This window comes from Extibacter sp. GGCC_0201 (genome assembly GCF_017566055.1).
In the GTDB taxonomy this organism is placed as follows: Bacteria; Bacillota; Clostridia; order Lachnospirales; family Lachnospiraceae; genus Extibacter.
In genome coordinates this window covers 151,035-173,317 of record NZ_JABFCH010000003.1, presented here as the reverse complement: position 1 = coordinate 173,317, position 22,283 = coordinate 151,035, and the positions used below count along the sequence as shown (strand labels likewise).

Sequence of the window (22,283 nt, the reverse complement as noted above, 5' to 3'; positions counted from 1 at the left end):
AGGAGAGAATGCATATGAGCAGACCATACAAAGGATTTGAACCAAAATGGGTGAAGGAGGCTGCGCCAGAAGACAGCTACCGTTCTATCTTCCGGTGGGGAGATCCGGATTTTGTGAAGTATCCGAAGGAATCACTTTACAAGATGATGAAGGAAAAGTTCAACATGACGGATGACGACTTCAGACAGTACGACGGGGATATCGGGATGGACCGTGTAGAACTGGACGCGCCCTGCAGACTCGCAGAGATCCATCTGGATGCACTGCGGGATATTGTCGGGAAAGAATATGTGACGACAAAGGATTATCCCCGGCTGGCAGTAGCTTACGGCAAGACCGGATACGACGCCCTGCGGCTTCGCGGCAGGCGGGTGGACTGTCTGCCGGATGTGGTCGTATATCCGAGCACGACGAAACAGGTGGAAGAAATCGTGGCCTATTGCTCCGCCCACAAGATTCCCCTCTATGTCTATGGAGGCGGGAGCAGCGTTACCCGCGGAGTGGAGCCGGTGAAGGGAGGGGTGTCCCTCGATATGAGAAAACGGTTCCAGAAAGTCATCTCCTTCAATGAGAAGGATCAGACGATTACCGTGCAGAGCGGCATGTCTGGCCCGAAGCTTGAGAAGGCGCTGAACCGCGCTCCCGAATTATTCGGTGCCAGACGCCGTTACACGTGTGGCCATTTCCCTCAGTCATTTGAATACAGCAGCGTCGGGGGATGGGTCGTGACGAGGGGCGCAGGACAGAACAGCACCTATTACGGCTGTATTACCGATATCGTCATGGGGCAGAAGTATGCAACACCTGTCGGAACGGTACAGACAAGCTGCTATCCGAGGGAGGCGACGGGCCCGAACCTGAACCAGATCATGATGGGAAGCGAAGGAGCGTTCGGTGTCCTGACGGAAGTGACGCTCAAGGTATTCCGCTACATGCCCGAGAATCGGGAACGCTTTTCCTATATATTTAAAAACTGGAAGACGGCCCGGGAAGCGGCCCGTGAGATGATGCAGTGCGAGGCAGGCTTCTCTTCGGTATTCCGTCTGTCGGACCCGGAGGAGACGAACCTGATGCTGCGCCTTTATAATGTGGATGACACGCCGCTGTGGAACCTTCTCAATGTACGTGGATACGAGGACATGAAACGATGCCTGTTCCTTGGATTCACAGACGGAGAGAAAGGATTCTCGAAGAATGTGGCTGACAATATCAGACGCATCGCCAGAAAATACGGGGGAATGAGCCTGACGTCTTATGTGACGAAGAGCTGGGAGAAGGGACGGTTCAATGACCCCTATCTCAGAGATACGCTTCTGGATTTTGGAATCATGACCGATACGCTGGAATGTACCGTCAACTGGTCGAACATGGCAAAGGTCCACAGGGAAGTGAGGAAGGTCTGCCATGCGCTTCCGAATACGATAGTGACGACACATATGTCACACTGCTACCCGCAAGGGGCCAACCTGTACTTTATCTTTATCACGAGGATGGACGATGCAGACAGATTCAAGGCGTACCACAGCACGATACTGGATGCCATCCAGAAGTCGGGAGCGGCCATGAGCCACCATCACGGCATAGGGAAGATGTTCGCGCCGTGGCTGGAAGGGCAGCTCGGGAGAACGGAATACGGGGCAGTGAAAGCGCTGAAAGAATATTTCGATCCGGATAATGTCATGAATCCCGGCGGCACGCTTGGCCTTGATCTGCCGGAGGAGGAAAAGCGGTTTTTGCGGGATGATATCCGCTGAGGCAGGAGGGGGGATCTTGATGAAGCAGGAACATATCGTACTTACCTTTGATGTGGGCACCCAGAGTTCCAGGGCCATGCTGATTGACAGCAGCGGGGACATTCTGGCTAAGGCGCAGGAGAAGCATGAGCCTCCGTATTATTCTGATGAGCCGGGATTTGCCGAGCAGCGGGCGGACTACTATTATGAACAGATATGCAGGGCATCGCTTCAATTAAAAGAACGCTGCAGAGAACTGTGGGAGCGTATCGAGGCTGTGACGATAACGACCATCCGGGACACGACGGTCTGCGTGGACGAGGATGGAACGCCGCTCCGCCCTGCAATCGTATGGCTGGATAAGCGCAGGGCCGGGGGCCGGCCTGCCATGTCGCAGGTTACCCGTATTATGCTGAAAGCAATAGGCATGGAAGAGACGGCCAATCTGCAGTATACGAAATCACACTGTAACTGGATCATGCAGAACGAGCCGGATATATGGAGGCGCACATACAAGTACCTGCTTCTTGGCGGCTATCTCACATTCAAGCTGACCGGGAACATGGCTGACGCGGCGGCCAGCCTCGTGGGCCATCTTCCTGTGGACGCGCAGAGCCGTTCCTGGCAGAAGAAGGGGGCACTGACGCGGCCGGTCTTTGATGTTCCGCAGAGCAAGCTCTGTGATGTCGTCGAGAGTGGCCGGGAGCTCGGCAGAATCACAAGGCGGGCGGCGGAGGATACGGGGCTTGCGGAGGGATTACCGGTGCTGGCTACCGGTTCCGACAAGGCATGCGAGATACTCGGACTTGGATGCGTGACAAAAGAGAAGGCGGCGGTCGGGTTCGGGACCACGGCAACCATAACGTATACGATGGACCGCTATCTGGAGCCGGAGCGCTTCATCCCTCCTTATATCTCGATTCTTCCGGGCTGCTATACACCTGAGATAGAGATCTACAGAGGGTACTGGCTCATATCGTGGTTCAAAAAAGAATTTGCCGAAAAGGAAGTAAAACAGGCAGCCGAACTCGGGATACCTGCGGAAGAGCTGCTGAACGAGCGGCTCCAGGACATACCCGCAGGCTGTGACGGCCTGCTGTTCCAGCCATATTTTACGCCGAATGTAACGATGCCCGCAGCAAGAGGGGCCATCATAGGCTTCTGTGACCAGCACACGAGAATACATATCTACCGTGCCATTATCGAGGGAATCAACTTTGCACTGATGGAGGGTATGCGGCTGATGGAGAGGCGCTCGGGACATAGGTTCCAGGAAGTGCGGCTTGGAGGAGGCGGTTCCAGAAGCAGTGAAATCTGCCAGATTACCGCAGACATGTTCGGCATTCCGGTCATCCGCACGCAGACATACGAGGTGACCGGAATCGGAAGTGCCATGGCCGCATTCGTAGGAATGGGAGTGTTCAAAAGCTATGAACAGGCAGTACAGAGCATGGTGCACGTAAAAGACGTGTTTGAGCCGGATATGGGGCAGCATGAGATGTATGAAGAGCTGTACGCGGACATATTCCGGAATATCTACGGAAAGCTGTCCCCTCTTTACACGAAGCTGAATGAGATATACGGCAGGAAACATGCAGACAGGTAATATCATAAAGGGGTGCATATGCCCGGGACCAAGTGCTTTGTCCCGGATATATGCACCTCTTCTGGTTCCGGCTACGCGGATAGAGGATACCCTCCTGACAGGATAATTTGATTGGAATTGGTTAAACCAGATACCAAATCAATTGGCGAAAAAATAATGACCAATAATGAAGTTTGAATTAGTGTATAATGCACGAAAAAATCGCTTTAAATTGACATATATTGTTTAAAATATTATAATCAAATTACAATGATAGAAAAATAACGATAACTGGTATAACCAAATGGAGATGAGGAAGATGGAAAAATTCAGGGTGCTTGAGATTAAGCAGAGTGTTTTTGCAGACAATGACAAACGTGCGGATGAGCTGAGAAAGGAGCTGAAGGAAAAGAAAGTGTTTCTCCTGAATCTTATGTCTTCTCCCGGTGCAGGCAAGACGACAACTCTGGCAAGGACGGTGGAACAGCTCAGGGATGAGATGCGTATCGGCGTGATGGAGGCAGATATAGATTCAGATGTGGATGCGAGAGCCATGGCAGAGCTTGGCGTCAAGACCATTCAGCTCCACACCGGCGGCATGTGCCATCTTGATGCCGGCATGACGGCCCAGGGATTAGGGGGGCTTCGAACGGGCGATATAGACCTGGCGATACTTGAAAACGTAGGGAATCTTGTCTGTCCGGCAGAATTTGACACTGGCGCGGCAAAAAATGTCATGATATTGAGCGTGCCGGAAGGGGACGATAAGCCGCTTAAGTATCCGCTCATGTTCTCTATCTGTGACGTGGTCCTGATTAATAAGATTGACGTGCTGCCTTATTTTGACTTTGACATGGATACATGCAGACGGAACATACTTATGCGTAATCCGAATGCCCGGATCATTCCGGTCTGTGCGCGTACCGGCGAAGGGATAGACGCCTGGACGGACTGGCTTCGTGTGCAGGTGGAGGAATGGAGAAGATAAGAGTATGACAGTAGAGAAAGGAGAGAGGGAATGGCAGAACAGAGAGAGCTGATATTACAACTTGGGCAGAAGATCACGGACCGGATCGGCCATAAGGTGACGGTGGAAGACCCGGAATACTGGGGGCTTGCCTGTGTCGTATCGGATGAGATGGCGGAAGTGGCATTGAAGATGAAGGTGCGTAAGCCGATGACATTTGAACAGCTTCTTGCGGCCACAGGAAAAGAAGAGCAAGTGCTTCAGGAGCTGCTGGATGAGATGAGCCGGGTAGGAATCCTGGAATACAACTGGGAGAACCCGAAGCGGGAAAAGCAGTATGTGCTGCCCATGTTCGTACCCGGAAGCGCTGAATTTACCAACATGAACAAGGAACAGCTGGAAGCCCACCCGGAACTTGGCAGATTCTTCGAGCGGATGTCCAGGCTTCCGCTTGAGAAGGTCACGCCCATGGTGCCTCAGGGCGGCGCGGGGATAGGCATGCACGTCATACCTGTGGAGAAAGCGATTGAGATGGAAAATGAATCCGTGGATATCGAGCACATTTCCCACTGGCTGCGTAAATATGACGGAAAATATGCTGCAAGCCCATGTTCGTGCAGAATGTCCAGGAAGACATATGACGAAGGCTGTGCGGACGATCCCCAGGACTGGTGTATCGCGGTAGGAGATATGGCGGACTATGTGGTGGAGACGAACAAGGGTGGAAGGTACGTTACATATGAGGAAGTCTTGGATATCTTGCAGCGCGCCGAGGACAACGGGTTTGTCCATCAGATAACGAACATAGACGGCAGGAACAAGATATTTGCCATCTGCAACTGCAATGTCAATGTCTGTTATGCGCTTCGGACCTCCCAGCTGTTCAACACTCCGAACATGTCCCGTTCTGCTTACGTGGCGAGAGTAACGGCAGAAGACTGTGTCGCCTGCGGACGGTGCGTGGAATACTGTCCGGCAGGAGCGGTAAAGCTCGGGCAGAAGCTGTGTACGAAGGAAGGCCCTGTCACTTATCCGAAACATGAACTGCCGGACCGTACGAGCTGGGGACCGGATAAATGGGATGAAGAATACCGGGACAACAACCGGATCAACTGTTACGATACGGGTACCGCGCCGTGCAAGACGGCCTGCCCGGCCCACATCGCCGTTCAGGGGTATCTGAAGAAGGCGGCACAGGGTAAATACACGGAGGCGCTTGCTCTGATTAAGAAGGAGAACCCGTTCCCGGCAGTGTGCGGACACGTCTGCAACCGCAGGTGCGAGGATGCATGTACCAGGGGGACGGTGGACCAGGCCGTGGCGATTGATGAAGTGAAGAAGTTCATTGCCCGTCAGGATCTGGACGCGGATGCCCGCTATATCCCCCCGGTGATACCACCTACGACCGGGCGGCTTTTTGATGAGAAGATCGCGGTCATCGGCGCGGGACCTGCGGGCCTGAGCTGTGCTTTTTATCTGGCCGAGAAGGGGTACCGGCCGGTGGTGTTTGAGAAGAGTGAAAAGCCCGGAGGCATGCTGGTATATGGCATTCCGTCCTTCAAGCTTGAAAAGGACGTGGTAGACGCGGAGATAGACGTCATCCGCCAGATGGGCGTGGAAATCCGATGCGGTGTGGAGGTAGGAAAAGATGTCACCTTGGATGAGCTGCGTTCCGAAGGCTATCGGGCATTCTATATCGCCATCGGCTGCCAGGGAGGCAGGATGGCGGGTATACCGGGAGAGACGGCGGACGGCGTGACGACAGCGGTAGATTTTCTGCGCACGGCAGGAAGAGACGGGGCACATGAGACAGAAGGCCGGACAGTCGTGGTCGGAGGCGGCAACGTGGCTGTCGATGTGGCGCGGACGGCAGTAAGATACGGCTCGTCTGAAGTATCCATGTATTGCCTGGAAGGGCGTGATAATATGCCTGCTTCCGCGGAAGAGATAGAAGAGGCCGCGGAAGAGGATATATCCATCCACTGTGGATGGGGACCGAAGGAGATTCTTACCGAGGACGGAAAGGTCAGAGGTATCGTATTTAAGAAATGCCTGTCCGTATTTGATGAAGAGAGCAGGTTTGCACCTGTCTATGATGAGGAAGAGACGGTCACGGTGCCGTGCGAGCACGTCTGCCTGAGCATCGGCCAGAGCATCCTGTGGGGGAACCTGCTGGACGGCTCTGGTGTAGAACTTGGCAGAGGAAACGGCGCTGTGGCGGATGCGCTTACATATCAGACATCAGAGCCGGATATATTTGTCGGGGGAGATGTATATACAGGGCCGAAATTTGCTATCGATGCCATCGCTGCTGGCAAGGAAGGGGCGGTATCCATCCACCGGTACGTACAGCCCCACAGCAGCCTTACGATAGGGCGGAACCGCCGCCAGTTTATTGAGCTGGACAAAGAGAATATAGAACTTGAGGCTTATGACAATTCCTCCCGGCAGATTCCGGAATCGGATGGCAGCATAGACCGGCGCAGGTCCTTCCGTGACAACAGGAAGACATTTACAGAAGAGCAGGTCCGAATCGAGACGGCCCGCTGTCTTGGATGCGGGGCTTCCATCGTGGATGAGAACAAATGTATCGGATGCGGGGTGTGCACCACGAAGTGCGGATTTGATGCGATCCATCTGTTCAGGGAACATCCAGGCTGCAGCAACATGTACCGTTCCGAGGATAAGTTCAAGGCAATCCTGCCTTATGCGTTGAAGCGGGGGCTTAAAATCAAGTTCGGCAGAAAGGAATAGGCCGGTATGCATGAGCTTGGAATCGTATTTCATATCATTGACAGTCTGGAAGCGGTAGGAAAAGAGAACCGGCTTACGAAAGTCGCCAGCGTTACGCTGGAAATCGGTGAAGTCTCAGGGGTGGTTGATTCTTATCTGGAAGACTGCTGGAAATGGGCGGCTGATAAGTCCGACCTTCTGAGGGGGGCAGAACTGACCACTCTTGAGATACCGGCGGTGACCTTCTGTGAGGACTGTGGAAAGACCTATGGCACGATAATGCATGGAAAGACCTGCCCGTACTGTGCGGGAGGAAATACATATCTCGTGGCGGGGAACGAATGTAACATCAAGGAAATAGAAGCTTGTTAGAAATGAGGGAGGATACTTATGTTATTTCAGATATATGGTGATAACGCGGGCTGGCAGCTGCTCGGCTGGCTTCTCGTATTTGCAGGGCTGGTGCTTGTAAATGAGCTGGCAAGACGGACGAAGAAAGGCGGAATCTTCTGTCTGATGGTGATACCGGCGGCCCTTACGATATACTTTATCGCAATCTATATCGGTGCGGCAAATGGCGCGGAATGGGCGCTCAATAACCCCACCTACGTACATATGAACAGCTGGTTCCACTATGCGAAGCTCTATGCGGCTACGGCCGGCTGTATCGGATTCATGATGATCAAATATAAATGGAAATTTGGCAAAGCAGATTGGTTCAAGGTATTTCCATTCATCATTGTAGCGGTCAATATCCTGATAGCGGTAGCCAGTGATTTTGAATCTGGCATCAAAGGTGCCATGGCGCTCGCGGAATATGGAGACCGATGGTGGCTGTCTTCAGAAAATGTATGGCTGTACGGCGGATGGTGGAACTGGGTTAATGGAATAGCAGGGATACTCAACATCTTATGCATGACGGGGTGGTGGGGAATCTATGCATCCAAAGACCGGAAAGATATGCTGTGGCCGGACATGACATGGTGCTTTATTATTGCCTATGACCTCTGGAACTTTGAATATACTTACAACAATCTCCCCACTCACGCATGGTACTGCGGCCTGGCACTCCTGCTGGCACCTACGTTTGCCAATGCATTGTGGAACAAGGGCGGATGGATCCAGAACAGGGCGAATACCCTTGCACTCTGGTGCATGTTCGCGCAGGTGTTCCCCATGTTCCAGGATACGAGCCGTTTTGCGACGATTCCGGTCTTATATGCGGATGGGTTCATGGACGCCGCAACGAGGCCGGCGTCTGCCAATCCTGTCATGCAGGGGGTGGTGGCGCTGCTTGCCTTCGGGGCAAATGTAATCTGCCTGTCAGTGATAATCAGGCGGTCGAAGCAGCAGAAGAAGAACCCATATAAGAACGAGATATTTACGGACCAGAAAGATTACCAGCTTGCAATTGCAAGGGCTGAGAAGTGAAATCTGTTGAGGAAGTTAAGTGTGTCTTGGCAGTGTACGGAGAAGCGGGCGGTCTTACGTCATCCATCAACGTTGCACAAGACGCACCCGCCCTTGCCGGTAAAGTGGATAGCCGGTGGAGAGGGGGATGGCAGATGCGCAGGTGTAAGCGGAAGAGGCGGAGCATCTGCCATCCCCCTCCCCACCGGCGTCTACATTACTAGACATCGTAATATATCTCCCGGCTTCCGCTGATACATTCCCCGATGGAATAATTGATCCATTCGATGGCACCTTTCGTATCGCGGTTGCTGATATACGTCCACATCGTGTAGTTGCTTTCATAGAGGGACTGTATGCCATACAGATCCAGATAGCGCTCCCACATCGTGAAGATGGGGGCCCGGAACGACTGGAATATAAGGGGGAGCAGCGTATTCTTGGATGCCAGGGCGAATTCATGCTGGAATTCAAAAGCCGCCTGGATGGCATCCTTGCTGCTCTGTGCGTCACGGATGAGCTCTACCTTCTCACGGAGGACTTCCACTTCTTCATCGCTGATACGGTCGATACAGAGTTGGGCAGCCAATGTATCAAGGGCGATGCGAACTTCAAAGATAGAACGGATCTCTTCATTGCGTATCCGTCCGCCGTTGTACTTCATGATAGACATCAAGGTGTCAAGGGTCCCTTTTCTGCGGTAGTCGGCGACATATGTCCCGCTTCTTGGCTTTACGATAAGAAATCCCTTCTTTTCCAATTCAGACAGCCCGCTGTTGACGACAGCGCGGCTCACCTGCATCATTTCTGCCAGCTGGCGCTCCGGCGGCAGTTTCTCTCCGATTTTCAATTTACCGGATAAAATCATGTGTTCAAGCTGGTCGACAAAAAGCTCCCTAAGTGAGGGAGAACTGATTTTCTGAAATTCCATATTTATATCCTCCTTGTCCGTCTTATGGCTGCCTGTAATCCGATTCCGGCCTATACCGGTGGGGATGCCTGCCGCATTTTGTGAAAGTGACGAAGTAATCGCGGGCGCTTCTGATAAAGTCTCTGGCATAGATGGGCAGATATGCACCCTTCCGGTATGCGGCAACCGTTGAGGTAAAGGCCCTCTCATCTCCAAGAGAAAAACAGACCGGCGGCAGATCGAAGGCCGTGCTGCGGACATAAGTCTCCGGTGCGAAGCAGAGTCCTTCATTGTGCTGGACGAGCAGGAGGGCTGCCTGCGTATTGCGGGTGTAAAAGGAGACGGACGGGTTTACATAGTGCTCCTTTAGAAGCCGGGCCGTAACTGCGCCGGTATTCTGTTCCGGCGAATTGAGGATAAATGTCTCGTCTTTCAGCATTTCCCAGTCCACGGTAGGGTAATATCCCCGCGCATCCTGATAATCAGGAAGCCCTTTTGCCATCGAATGCTTCTGGGAGACGACGAGCAGTATCTCTTCTCTGCCCAGCGTCTCACAGTCCAGTTTCGGATGTATCGTTTCTTCGCTGAACACAGCAAAATCAATCTTGCTGTCTTCCAGCAGCCGCTCCTGTATCGCATGGGTCTCTTCTAGAAAGTGCACCTTAACATGAGGGTGCAGCCTGTGAAAGGCGGGCAGGATAAAAGGAAGCATACAGGAACTGCGCATGAGCGGGAAAGCGACCGTCAGTTCCCCGTCCTTAAGCGAGAGCAGGTCTAGAAGCTCCTTCTCCCAATCCTGCGTCAGCGCGAGCACCTTGGAAGCATACTCCATATAGCGTCTGCCGGCATAGGTGGGGATATAGCAGTTGTCTATCCGGTTGAACAGCTTCAGGCCCAGGTCACGTTCCATTTTCTTCAGGTGCTTGCTCAGCGTCGGCTGGGAAATGAAGAGCTCCTGGGCGGCTTTTGTTATATTTTGATGTTTTGCAATGCAGATAACGTAATTCAGTTCATGAATATTCATAACAATATCTCCGGAAGTATTCTCATTTGGAATGGTGCCTATGGCTAAGATGAATTAGACAATCAATTATGGTTATCATACAATGAAAGAGCAAAAGAAGCAAGAAAATACAATGAGGAAAATAGGAGAGTAACTTTATGAGACAGTGGCTGGAAAAACAATTTAAATTATCTGAATTTCACACCAATATAAAGACAGAGCTTCTGGCAGGAATCACCACATTTGTGACGATGGCCTATGTGCTTGCAACCGTTCCGAACATGCTGGAATCGGCAGGGCTTGACAAGCATGTGATGTTCACGGTGCTGATACTGCTCGTCATCCTTACGACGTGCGCGATGGCGCTGTACACGAACCGTCCGTTCGCACTGGCACCAGGGCTTGGCAGCGTGGGGATAGTGACGGCAATGATGGCAAATGATGGGATAGCGCCGTCTTTGACGGCTGGAGTCATCTTCTGGAGCGGTGTGCTGTTCATTGCCATATCATTCCTGGGACTCAGGGAAGCGGTCGTGAGGGTCATACCTGTCAGCCTGAAACATGCGGTCAGCGCTGGTATCGGTCTTTTCATTGCGCTGCTCGGCGCAAAGAGCTGCGGCCTTATCATTGCCAATGAAGCTAAAAAAAGCCTTGGGTTCGGCGATTTGAAATCACCGGAGGTGATTGTCGCGGTCATCGGCTTTATCATCCTCCTTATACTGAAGTCCAGGAAGATCCAGGGAGATATGATACTTGCCATCGCGGCAACCACTATCGTGGGAATTCCGTTCGGGGTTACGAAGATGCCGGAGAGCCTGCTGACGATGCCGGCAGGTATCGGCGGACAGTTTATGAATATTGATTTTATGGGAGCGCTGAATTTTGCATATATTCCGTTTTTGATTGCATTGTTTGTGCCCGATTTCTTTTCTACCTTCGGGACGGTGCTCGGCGTAGGGGCAAAAGCCGGGTACCTCGATGAGGACGGCAATCTTCCGGGAATAGACAGATGTTTTAAGGTGGATGCAATCGCAACAAGCTTCGGGGCACTATTTGGCATGCCGAGCATGACGACGTACCTTGAGTCTTCGGCAGGTGTGGAAGCAGGAGGCAAGACCGGGCTGACGGTTATATTTACGTCAATCCTGTTCGGGCTTGCGCTTCTCCTGGCACCTGTCGCGCTTATGATACCTTCAGCGGCTACCGCACCGGTGCTTATCTATATCGGCATCAACATGCTTGGCGCTATGAGGAACATCAAGTATGACGATCTGACAGAAGCCTTTCCGGCCTTTGTCTGTATCGCATTTACAATATTCGGAAACAATATCGCTAACGGCATCTGCGCCGCGCTGCCTTCATATCTTATCATGAAGATCGCGTCCGGCAAGATCAAAGAAGTACGGCCGGCCATGTGGATACTTGTGGCAGTATGTCTTTTGTACTTCTATTCCATATTGTAGATAAAGAGGGGATGTTATGGAGAAGGTAGATTTGCTCGTTAAAAATGCAGAAGTTTACAATTCATATCTGAAGCTGTTTGAAGTGGCGGATGTATATGTGTTAAAAGGCAGGATTTACTATGTATGCAGGGAGACGCAGAAGGCTGAGCAGCATGGCCTTGAGGCCGAGCGTGTGCTGGACGGGAGTGGTTACCGGATGCTGCCGGGCTTCGTCGATATCCATATGCACATAGAGAGTTCCATGATGACGCCGGTATCGTTCGGAGAACGGGCGGCCGAGTGCGGGGTGACGACCTTGGTATCCGAGCCTCATGAAATTGCCAATGTAGTCGGCGTCTCAGGCATCCATGAGATGATTAACGGCGCCAAGGACGCGCCGATAGATATCTATTATGGAATTCCAAGCAGCGTGCCGTCCACGAACAGCAGTCTTGAGACGACAGGAGGAGTCATCGGATTTGAAGAGATGAAGCATCTGATGGACGAAGACGGCGTCGTGTGTGTCGGGGAAGTCATGAATTACCGCCAGATTATACGCGGAGATGAACTGGAGATTACAAAGTATCTTGATTATCTGAGGGAAGAAGACCCGCAGGCAGTGATAGAAGGGCACTGTCCGTCCCTCACCGGGCTTGACCTGGCGAAGTTCCTGTACAGAGGCATTGACGGAGACCATACGGAACACACGCTGGCGGAGCTTAGAGACCGTTTTGCCAATGGGATGTTCGTCGAGATACAGGAGAAGATGCTGCGGCAGGATGTGCTGGATTATATTATGGAAAACAGGCTTTATGAGCATGTAAGCTTTGTGACCGATGATACGATGGCGGATGAGCTCATGGAGTACGGACAGCTGAATCATGTCGTGCAGACAGCGGTAGCAATGGGATTTCCTCTGGAGGAGGCCATATACTGCGCATCCTACACTCCGGCACGGCGTATGAACTTAAGAGACAGAGGGGCAATCGCGCCAGGCAGAAAAGCGGACTTTCAGCTTCTGAAAGCAGCAGAGTGCGGCAACTTCCAGCCTGAACGTGTATTCAAGGATGGAAGAGAGATCTATCAGAAAGGGGCACAAAAGAAGCAGAAGGATACGTACGCCTTTCCGCCGGCATTCTATGACAGCCTGCATCTGCCAGAACTTACCGCCAGGAAGTTCATACCGGCGGAGGGGATTGCAGGGAACGAGGCAGAAGTGCGTGTCATCCAGGTACAGGACGGATGTACGCAGACGAAAGAGGTACGTGTTGTGATGCCGGTGGAGGACGGACGCCTCCGGTGGGAGGACAGCGGATGTATGCTGGCTGTAGTGTTCGAAAGACACGGGATTAACGGCAATATCGGCTATGGGTTTGTCACAGGCGACTGTATCAGCAGAGGGGCTGCAGCTACAACTTATTACCACGACCATCACAACCTGTTTGTAATCGGCAGCAACGTGGACGATATGCTTGTGGCGGCACGGCGGCTGACAGAGCTTAAAGGCGGCATCTGTACGGCAGAGGATGGCGGGATTGCTGCGGAGCTTTCCCTTCCGGTTGCAGGTATCCTGTCAGAAGAGCCGGCGGATGAGATTGGCAGGATGCTTGGAAAGGTCAGGAAAAGCCTGATTTCTCTCGGATACCGGCATTATAACCCGATTATGTCGCTGTGTACGCTTGGCCTGCCGGTAAGCCCCGCGCTAAAGCTGACAGACTGCGGCCTTGTGGATGTAGTAAAAGGCAAAATCGTACCGCTTGTCCTATAGAGGTAAGTTTAGTACAGCGACCTCAAGGGAATTGGATGAAAGTTGCGGAGGTGGCTGATATTTTGGCAGGCCAGGCCTATTGACGGATGCCTCAAGGCATGTTAAAATCTGCATTATAAATTTAGCAGGAGGCAGCCCTATGGACAAGAAGAAAAGGTTCATTCAATTCTCCCTTTTTACGTTGTTTTTCATAGGGCTGCTTTTTGCCTTGAAACAGACGGGACAGCAGGAGGCGGCAGCTCTGGACAAAAGTTCCAGTACGCTGGAGGCCATGACAGAGAGGGAGCATTTCGTCGACATGCCCCGGTCAGAGCAGGTCAAAGCAGGCATGAAGGAAAACGTGCTGGAAAAAACCAGCTCTGCTGTGTCAAAAGGAAGGAAAGGTGCCGCTGCCTTTCTGCTGTCCGGATTATTCATATGTATGTCCATTGCTGCTTTTAGAAGAAGCTTCAGAAGCAGTCTTATTTCATTTCTGATACTCTGCATGTCGCTTGCAGATGTGTACCTTAGTCATATCAGACTAATCCATAAGTGCGATGGTAAAAAACGTGCTGTTGCCGCAAGATAAGAATCAGCCGGACATAACTGACGGTTAGAAATATTGGAGGTAACAGTACATTGAAAAATAAAAAGAATCATATCTGGGTGGCATTGGCAATCATTGCAGCCTTTGTTTTGTTTGCCTTTTTTGGCTGCGGAGACGACCTGAAAGGCGTAGGAGATATGCGGCTTGGGATAGACATCAAAGGAGGCGTGGAGGCGGTGTTCGAGCCTGTCGGAATGAAGGGCACGCCGTCCGTGTCACAGATGGAAGCCGCGAGAAATGTCATCGAAAGCCGGCTGGATGCCAGGAATATAACGGACCGGGAAGTTACGGTCGACAAAAAGGAAGGCCATATCATCGTACGGTTTCCGTGGAAGTCGGACGAAAAAGAGTTCAACCCGGAAGCCGCCATATCAGAACTTGGAGAGACGGCAAAGCTTACGTTCAGAGACCCGGATGGGAACGTTCTCATAGAGGGGCAGAACGTTAAGAAAAGCCAGCCTGTCAAAAATACCGAGACAGGAGATTATGAAGTACAGCTTTCCTTCGACAGCAAAGGGACAGAAGAATTTGCGGAAGCCACAGGAAACCTTAAAGGCCAACAGCTTCAGATCTATATGGACGATACCCTGATATCTGCGCCTGTCGTACAGCAGCAGATTACCGGTGGTGAAGCGGTAATAAACGGTATGGAATCCATAGATGCAGCCAGAGCGCTGTCTGAGAAGATCAACGCGGGAGCATTGCCTTTTTCCATGGAGACTTCAAATTATAATACGATTAGTCCGAGCCTTGGAAGCTACGCGCTGCAGGCGATGGTGGCAGCGGCTGCCACCGCATTTGTATTGATCTGCATATTTATGATATATAGCTACCGACTGCCCGGAGCCGTCAGCTGTCTGACGCTTATCTTCCAGATGTCGCTCCAGATACTGGCACTGTCTCTGCCGCAGTATACATTGACGCTGCCTGGAATTGCAGGTCTTATCCTGTCTGTTGGCATGGCGGTTGACGCCAATATTATTATCAGCGAACGGATTCAGGAAGAACTGAAGCGGGGGACAAGCGTGCGCCATGCTGTGCAGAACGGATATAAGAATGCCTTCTCCTCCGTGCTGGACGGCAATATAACGACGGCTGCGGTGGCCCTGATACTGATGTTGTTTGGTTCAGGCACGATGCTGAGTTTCGGCTATACCCTATTTACAGGGGTTCTCATAAACCTTCTGGCGGGGGTATGGATGTCCCGTTTCATGCTCACGTCCGTAGTACGGTATGACATGCTTCACAGAGAGAACATGTTCCGAAGAAAAAAAGAACCGAAGATGCTCCGTCTCGCATCAGGACGCAGGAAAATCTATCTGTTCACGGCTGCGGTGCTGCTGGCAGGTATTGCTGCAAGCGGTGCAAACGGCATCAGGCTTGATACCCAGTTCACCGGCGGAGCGATTCTGCGCTATACGTATACGGGCGAAGCTGACACGGCGCAAGCCGGGGCGGCGGCAGAAGGCATACTGGACCGCCCTGTCAGTACACAGATATCGGAAGATCCATTGTCAGGGCAGAAGAAGCTTATCCTGACATTGGCAGGAAATCAGGGAATCGCTCCGGATGAACAGGAAAAGGTGCTTAAAGCACTTAACAAGGATAAAGAAGCAGAATATACACTGTCAGAGACATCGGTGGTCGAGCCGTACATAGGGGCCAAGGCGCTTAGGAATTCCGCCATTGCAATTGGTCTGTCCTCGCTGTTCATCGTCATCTATATCTGGATCCGTTTTTCGGCACTCTCGGGACTATCGGCCGGTATTACGGCTGTTATTGCCCTGTTGCACGATGTAGTTATCGTATTCTTCGTGTTTGAGGTCGGAAAGATACCTCTGAACGATGCATTTGTAGCAGTTACATTGACTATCATAGGATATTCCATCAATGATACCATAGTCCTTTATGACAGGATACGGGAGAATCTAGCACATCCGGGAAGAGAAAAGGAGAGCCTGTGCCGGCTCGTGGACCGAAGCATCACAGAGACGATTGGCAGGTCTTTAAAGACGGCGTTCACGACTGCCCTCTGCGCGGCGGTGGTCCTTGCATTTTCATATATCTATAATATCGGATCCATCAAGATGTTTGCATTGCCACTTCTGGCCGGCGTCATCAGCGGATGTTATTCTTCCGTATGTATAGCCGGACCGTTGTGGGTAACGTGGAAGGAGTTCAGGGAAAGGAGAGCGGAAAGGTGAGAGGAACAGATATCTTGACGTTGCTTGGGGGGCTGGCCCTGTTTCTGTATGGAATGCAGATGATGAGCACTGGCCTTGAGACAGCAGCGGGTAATAAGATGAAGGCGATTCTGGAGAAACTGACTGCCAACAGAATCAAGGGTGTGCTAGTGGGGGCGGGAATAACAGCCGTCATCCAGTCTTCGTCAGCAACCACGGTCATGGTCGTCGGATTCGTTAATTCGGGCCTGATGAGCCTGAACCAGGCAGTCTGGGTCATTATGGGCGCAAATATCGGTACGACGATTACCGGGCAGCTCATTGCTCTTGATATAGGCACAGTTGCTCCGCTCATCGCATTTGCCGGTGTCGCCTGTATCTTATTTGTAAAAAACAAGCAGATATGCCATATAAGCGAGATATTTGCTGGGCTGGGAGTGCTGTTCATAGGAATGGACATGATGGGGAAGGCGATGGAGCCGCTTCAGGACTCGGAAGCATTCATCCATTTTATGACAACCTTCAGCAATCCGCTCCTTGGCATACTGATCGGCACCATATTCACAGCTGTCATCCAGTCTTCGTCAGCCTCTGTCGGTATTCTCCAGGCGCTGGCGGGAACCGGCATGATACCGCTATCCAGCGCAGTATACATCCTGTTTGGACAGAATATCGGGACGTGCATAACGGCGGTGCTTGCCTCGATTGGGACAAAAACAAATGCAAAGAGGACTACGATTATTCATCTGATGTTCAATATGTTAGGGACTGCAGTGTTTACTTTTGTCTGCATGGTTACACCGTTTGTGTCCTGGATGGAAGCTACGGCGCCAGGCAACCAGGTCCAGCAGATAGCCAATATACATACGACATTTAATATAGTCACGACACTTCTGCTCCTGCCATTTGGCAGCCTTATGGCAAGGACGGCGGTGCGTATACTGCCGGATAGAAAGGAAGAGACGGAAGCCATCAGACATCTGGAATATCTATCTCCCTTCGAACCGTCATATCCGGTAGGACATGCGGCGGCGGCACTGTCAGAGATTAGAAAAGAAGTGGCCAGGATGCTTGCCATGGCCAGAAATAATGCCGCGGCAAGTTTTGATGCTGCGCTTTACGGCGGGAATATGGCGATAGAAAAGATTGAGGCGGCAGAAGAGTACATCAACTATCTGAATACAGAGATTTCACGTTATATCGGACGGCTTATGACAGTTGAGATGAGCGAACAGGATTCAAAACGTATCAATGCCTATTATGTGATAATCAGCAATATAGAACGTATTGGAGACCACGCAGTAAACATTGCAGGATATGCGAAAGACATGAAGAAATGGGGACTTTCCTTTTCAGGCCATGCGCTGGAAGATATACGTCAGATGAAGCAGGTGAGCCTGGAAACGCTTGATATACTAGAATTTACAGGGGAATCTTCCGGCAGGGAGATGCTGGAGAAAACAGCGCAGAATGAGCAGAAGATAGACGATATGCAGCAGAGCTATCTGAAAAAGCAGATGAAGCGGATGAAGAATGGAGACTGTATGGCAGAAGCAGGCCTTCTGTTTTCTGAAATGCTGACGGACTTTGAAAGAATCGGCGACCATGCGCTCAATATAGCAGAATTATATGATGAGATGATGAACTGAAATTGTAGATACAAATAAAATAAGCCTGTCCCCGTGAAGAATGATGGACAGGCTCATTTTATTGGCAGATCTGAATCTGGAGACAGCATATTATCCGGATGTGCCTCTTACATGCCTCTTGATTGCGGCAAAGCTTTCTGCGCTGATGACGTGTTCAATCCTGCATGCATCCTCTGCTGCGATATCGGGAGCGACACCCAGGTCGGCAAGCCAGGTTGACAGGAAAGTATGGCGCTCGTATACCTTTTCGGCAATTTCCCTTCCAGATGGCGTCAGCGTAATATGACCGTCGGATTCCATCGATATATATCCGTTGTTACGTAGGTTCTTCATGGCAACACTTATGCTCGGTTTGGAAAAACCGAGTGCATTAACAATGTCGATAGAACGAACATCAGCCTTTTGCTGCTGCAGCATCAGTATCGTCTCGAGATAGTTTTCTGCAGATTCTTGTATTTTCATAATGCTCCTGCTTTCTTGATGTATTGTGATGATGTAACAATTATAGCAAGAGTAAAACCGGATTGCAAATATATACGGGCTTACGTGAAGTGGAACGTAATAGAGTCAGTCATCTTCCTCCATCTCCTCTTCGTCCGGTATAGCAGACGGCACTGGACCTATCAATTGCAACGCATCATCTAAAGATAAGCTGGCTGCGCTGCAGGGCTGTATCGTATATCCGTCGTCCTTGCGGCTTGGGCCGGTAAATCTCAGCTGGCTTGGGGCAAGCAGGACCTCGCTCTGCCCTTGGTTGATATGACTGGAAAAGCGATATTTGGAGTCGTGGTCCGGGAAGGAGGAAAATAATAGTGGAAAGCTTAAAGGGACAGTGATTTCAAAAATAATATACTGTTCCTTATCATTTCCCGCCCATCCTTTGCAGAAGTCAAGGCTCCAGGATGTAGAACTTGGAAGTATCTCCATATGTTTTTCCTGTCCGCTTTTTAATTCCATGCGAACTGCTCTGTATAGAATGATGGTATCGGTCAGATCTTCTGTATGTTGCCTGGTAGAGCCGATGAAATAATAGAATATCTCAGTTAGTTCTCTTGCGTTTTTACGCATGCTTTCTTTTACTTGTCCGTCAGTATTACGCATATTCGTCACGCCGTGCGTACTGAATCTGCCAACTTCCTTAGAAAGATGCTGATTTAGCGATAAATACTCCATCATTTGAAAAGCCGAAAGGATTGTTTTTTTGTCTTCAACGGTGGTGGACGTTTCTTTCAAGATGTCGAGTCCCTCATGTACTGTGTCGTGGATGGTTTGGAGAATCCATTCCTCATCTATGACTGCTTTTCCGGAAGTATCCAGATTGTACTCTACCTCCCGGCCATCCATGAATGCCAGCAGACGGACGACAGGCCCCGTTTTTACGGGATGGTCATCAGCTACTTTACAAACATCGTCACGATAGACACCTCGCAGCATCTGAATCGTTTTATTTTGTAGAATAGATGTAGCTTTTTTCACTTGCTTTTTTTCCATAGGCGCATACATATCTACACCTCCTTGCTTTTTTATATTATACACCTGCGCAAAAGGGGAAACAACAGAAAGACGATTTGAAGGAATAAAAAACAGATGGTGACAGACTGGAATATGTAGGCAGCTGCGTTAATTACGCGGCTGCTTTTGTGACTGACCAAAGGGTGCAGATCTATACAACAAAGTCATACCCGCTTTAGATAGATTCTTTCTATAAGATTTATCAGCGAATACAACCCCATTGCCATGATACAGAGCAGTACGATAGACATCAGGAGCCAGTCGAGCTTAAAGAGCCGGATGGGGATTCTGAAAGTTTGAATACCATGGGATAGAGTCTGAATCAATCCTTGCGTTGTTGTGGCTTGAAATCTGTGATAGAATAATTGCAACAGCAAAGGAGAAGGAAGAGGGAGAAGGGACAAGATGATAATCAATGCGCTTGACAGTATGATATCGGCGCCGTTTGGGCTGATCTATATGATAATACTTACCGATGAATGGAGATTTTCTAAGAAGACGATGAGATTATCAGCCCCGCTGTTTGTATTATGCTTATTACTGGCTGATATTTTGATTTTCTGGCGGATGGGTGTGACAGTAGAAGGAAGAGCATTGATATCTATAATCAACATCATATCCTGCGGCTTATTCTATCTTATCGTATACAAATATCTGGACGGACGGCTTATATTCATTTTTTTCAGTGCCTGTCTGTTTATATTCATCAGCGATACGATCAGCGACTGTGTATTCTACTACACGGATATTATCCACTTATGTATTAAAACCACCGTTTTTCTTGTAATTGGCGTATTATTATATAAGGTTTTCAGAAGGCCGTTTTTAGAGGTGATTCAGGAAATAAAGCGTGAATGGTGGTGGTTTACGATTATACCCTTATCTTTGAGCTTTACCTTTGCACTTATCATCATGGTACCCGGGCCGCTTTACCGGCATCCGGAGCTACAGCCACAGGCTATTCTGATGTGCCTGTCTGTATTCTGCGTATATGTTGCATTCTATATGTTCTTCAGGAAATTAAAAGACCACTACCGGATGGAAGGGAACTATCAGCTGCTTAAAGTGCAGGTTTCTTCCCTGAAAAATCATGCGGACACACTCAGTGCCATGGATGGACAGTTGAAGATGTACAGGCATGATATACGTCATTATATGCATGTTATCCATACGTGCGTCGAAAGTCATGACTGGGATTCGCTAAACCAGGTTCTGGAATCTATGAGCAGGAGTCTGGACAGCTATGATGGCAGCGGAGAGCTGAAGGTATATTCCGGGGATCCGATTATTGATGCCACCTTGTCTTTCTTTTCCGAGCGGGCAAAGGATGAGGAGATTGAACTGGATGTGTATCTGGAGAGCGTGCCGGACAAAGCTGCCGATATCACGGAATTCTCTGTCATGCTGTCCAATGCGATTGAGAATGCTTATAATGCCTGTATGCATATGACTGACGGACAAAAGAGGATTATCCGTGTGAACGGAAGATGCGAAGGGGCCCAGTATCTTCTGGAAATTGCCAATACATATGCCGGCACGGTAGTATTTGACAGCAAAGGTATGCCAACCGCCGCCCGGGAAGGGCATGGATATGGAACCCGGAGTATGGAAAGCTTCGTGCAGCGCTGCAAGGGATATCTGGACTTTGACGCCAGGGACGGGTGGTTCCGGATGAGGATGATTCTTTAGTTCATGCGGAATATGACCAATTAGCTTTGTAATAAAATATGGATTCAGGGAGGAAGAAAAATATGAAACAAGAATTAGCGTCATTATGTGAAAAATTCATTGTGAACAGAGACACGATTAAGGGTGCGTTCGCATGGGACAGCGCTTATATATATCCAGTCTGCGCAGCCATCTTTACGGACAAAGGCCAGTTGGCAGATGTGGAACAGATGAGACGCTGTAGAGATATTTTGAGAGAGCAGACTGGAATCTTTTCTAATTTCAGGGGGACGGTCAAGCTTGCCATGATTTCTATGTTGGCGGTAGACGGGAACCCGGAAGGGAAGCTTCAAAAGTCTCTTTACGTATATAACGCTCTGAAGCGTCTTTTCTTCACCTCATCGTATCTGCCCCTGGCATCCATGATTATTGCAGATATAGCCGAGCCTGGCGTATATGAAGAGATTGCCGGACGTACACGACATATTTATGATTTGATGAAGGCAGAACACCCCTTTCTGACATCCGGTGAGGACAGTGTGTTTGCCGCACTGCTGGCATTATCTGAACTTACAGATGAACAGATAGCAGAGGAGTCGGAAAAGTGCTATGAGATATTAAAAGCTGATTTTTTTTCGGGGAATGCGGTGCAGTCTCTGAGCCACGTACTGGCGCTGGGAGAAGGATCTGCGCGGGAAAAATGCGAAAGAACGATAGAATTGTACAGAGGCCTGAAAAGGAAGGGGCATAAATACGGAACAAGCTATGAATTGCCTACCTTGGGTGTGCTGGGATTGCTGCCATTGGAACTGGACGTCCTGATTGAGGAACTGGCAGAAATTGACGGTTTCCTGTCAGGACAGAAAGGCTTCGGAGTATGGGGAACCGGGAAGAAGCAGCGGCTCATGTATGCGGGGATGCTGCTGGCCAGCTACTATATAGAACAGGAGGGCAGTCCGGTGATGACATCGGCAGCAATCGGCAGTACCATTTCGCTGATTGCAGCACAGCAGGCAGCGATGTGTGCTGCTGTTGCGGCATCATCTGCCGCAGCGGCAAGTTCAGGTTCCGCAGATTAACCTCTTCAGGCAATGGAATATAATAAACAGAATACCCATATCCATATATGGAAGA

General features: G+C 50.3%; 17 protein-coding genes and 1 pseudogene. 13 read left to right on the top strand and 5 right to left on the bottom strand.

The window, feature by feature from the left end:
- The first annotated feature begins 14 nt into the window (after window positions 1-14).
- The 6 genes from HJV72_RS03325 to HJV72_RS03300 all read left to right on the top strand — a co-directional run bounded on the left by HJV72_RS03325 (window position 15) and on the right by HJV72_RS03300 (window position 8,449).
- A complete protein-coding gene (locus tag HJV72_RS03325; protein WP_208068634.1) occupies window positions 15-1,754 on the top strand; it encodes an FAD-binding oxidoreductase in 1,740 nt (579 codons plus the stop codon).
- A 19-nt stretch (window positions 1,755-1,773) separates the two neighbouring features.
- Window positions 1,774-3,339, top strand: a complete 1,566-nt coding sequence (locus tag HJV72_RS03320) for an FGGY-family carbohydrate kinase (RefSeq protein ID WP_208068633.1) — start codon at window positions 1,774-1,776, stop codon at window positions 3,337-3,339.
- Between the two features lie 298 nt (window positions 3,340-3,637).
- Window positions 3,638-4,306 carry a hydrogenase nickel incorporation protein HypB gene (hypB, locus tag HJV72_RS03315; RefSeq protein WP_208068632.1) on the top strand — a complete coding sequence of 223 codons (669 nt, stop codon included), beginning with the start codon at window positions 3,638-3,640 and terminating at the stop codon, window positions 4,304-4,306.
- Window positions 4,307-4,336: 30 nt separating this feature from the next.
- Complete coding sequence (locus tag HJV72_RS03310) at window positions 4,337-7,039, top strand: FAD-dependent oxidoreductase (protein ID WP_208068631.1); 2,703 nt, start codon at window positions 4,337-4,339, stop codon at window positions 7,037-7,039.
- Window positions 7,040-7,045: 6 nt separating this feature from the next.
- Complete coding sequence (locus HJV72_RS03305) at window positions 7,046-7,390, top strand: hydrogenase maturation nickel metallochaperone HypA (RefSeq protein WP_208068630.1); 345 nt, start codon at window positions 7,046-7,048, stop codon at window positions 7,388-7,390.
- 18 nt (window positions 7,391-7,408) lie between these two features.
- Window positions 7,409-8,449 carry a DUF5692 family protein gene (locus HJV72_RS03300; RefSeq protein WP_208068629.1) on the top strand — a complete coding sequence of 347 codons (1,041 nt, stop codon included), beginning with the start codon at window positions 7,409-7,411 and terminating at the stop codon, window positions 8,447-8,449.
- 199 nt (window positions 8,450-8,648) lie between these two features.
- Here HJV72_RS03300 and HJV72_RS03295 read toward each other — a convergent pair whose 3' ends face one another.
- Together HJV72_RS03295 and HJV72_RS03290 are read right to left on the bottom strand one after the other, a co-directional pair.
- A complete protein-coding gene (locus HJV72_RS03295) occupies window positions 8,649-9,359 on the bottom strand; it encodes a FadR/GntR family transcriptional regulator (RefSeq protein ID WP_208068627.1) in 711 nt (236 codons plus the stop codon).
- A gap of 22 nt (window positions 9,360-9,381) precedes the next feature.
- Entirely contained in the window at window positions 9,382-10,362 is a 981-nt protein-coding gene (locus tag HJV72_RS03290) for a LysR family transcriptional regulator (RefSeq protein ID WP_208068626.1), read from the bottom strand.
- A gap of 137 nt (window positions 10,363-10,499) precedes the next feature.
- Between HJV72_RS03290 and HJV72_RS03285 the strand changes: the two genes are divergently transcribed.
- From HJV72_RS03285 to HJV72_RS03265, 5 genes are all read left to right on the top strand, one after another.
- The gene (locus tag HJV72_RS03285) at window positions 10,500-11,804 is read left to right on the top strand and encodes an NCS2 family permease (protein WP_208068625.1); all 1,305 of its coding nucleotides are present in this window, start codon (window positions 10,500-10,502) and stop codon (window positions 11,802-11,804) included.
- Window positions 11,805-11,820: 16 nt separating this feature from the next.
- Window positions 11,821-13,551 (top strand): adenine deaminase C-terminal domain-containing protein, encoded by a 1,731-nt coding sequence (locus tag HJV72_RS03280; protein ID WP_208068624.1) that lies wholly within the window; start codon window positions 11,821-11,823, stop codon window positions 13,549-13,551.
- A gap of 139 nt (window positions 13,552-13,690) precedes the next feature.
- Entirely contained in the window at window positions 13,691-14,119 is a 429-nt protein-coding gene (locus HJV72_RS03275; RefSeq protein ID WP_208068623.1) for a hypothetical protein, read from the top strand.
- Window positions 14,120-14,169: 50 nt separating this feature from the next.
- The gene (gene secD, locus HJV72_RS03270) at window positions 14,170-16,341 is read left to right on the top strand and encodes a protein translocase subunit SecD (RefSeq protein ID WP_208068622.1); all 2,172 of its coding nucleotides are present in this window, start codon (window positions 14,170-14,172) and stop codon (window positions 16,339-16,341) included.
- A complete protein-coding gene (locus tag HJV72_RS03265; protein WP_208068621.1) occupies window positions 16,338-17,969 on the top strand; it encodes a Na/Pi cotransporter family protein in 1,632 nt (543 codons plus the stop codon). The genes secD and HJV72_RS03265 overlap by 4 nt, the downstream gene beginning before the upstream one ends.
- A 90-nt stretch (window positions 17,970-18,059) precedes the next feature.
- On the opposite strand, the gene HJV72_RS03260 is transcribed toward HJV72_RS03265, so the two are convergent.
- The 3 genes and pseudogenes from HJV72_RS03260 to HJV72_RS20285 form a co-directional block, all read right to left on the bottom strand.
- Window positions 18,060-18,431: a metal-dependent transcriptional regulator gene (locus tag HJV72_RS03260; protein WP_208068620.1), complete on the bottom strand. Its 372-nt coding sequence runs from the start codon at window positions 18,429-18,431 to the stop codon at window positions 18,060-18,062.
- A 105-nt stretch (window positions 18,432-18,536) separates the two neighbouring features.
- Window positions 18,537-19,472, bottom strand: a complete 936-nt coding sequence (locus tag HJV72_RS03255; protein ID WP_208068618.1) for a hypothetical protein — start codon at window positions 19,470-19,472, stop codon at window positions 18,537-18,539.
- Between the two features lie 173 nt (window positions 19,473-19,645).
- Window positions 19,646-19,759 (bottom strand): annotated as a pseudogene (locus HJV72_RS20285) (ABC transporter permease); the annotation flags it as partial.
- Window positions 19,760-19,886: 127 nt separating this feature from the next.
- Between HJV72_RS20285 and HJV72_RS03250 the strand changes: the two are divergent.
- A complete protein-coding gene (locus HJV72_RS03250) occupies window positions 19,887-21,170 on the top strand; it encodes a sensor histidine kinase (RefSeq protein WP_208068616.1) in 1,284 nt (427 codons plus the stop codon).
- Window positions 21,171-21,232: 62 nt separating this feature from the next.
- Window positions 21,233-22,228 (top strand): DUF4003 family protein, encoded by a 996-nt coding sequence (locus HJV72_RS03245; RefSeq protein WP_208068614.1) that lies wholly within the window; start codon window positions 21,233-21,235, stop codon window positions 22,226-22,228.
- Window positions 22,229-22,283 lie beyond the last annotated feature (55 nt).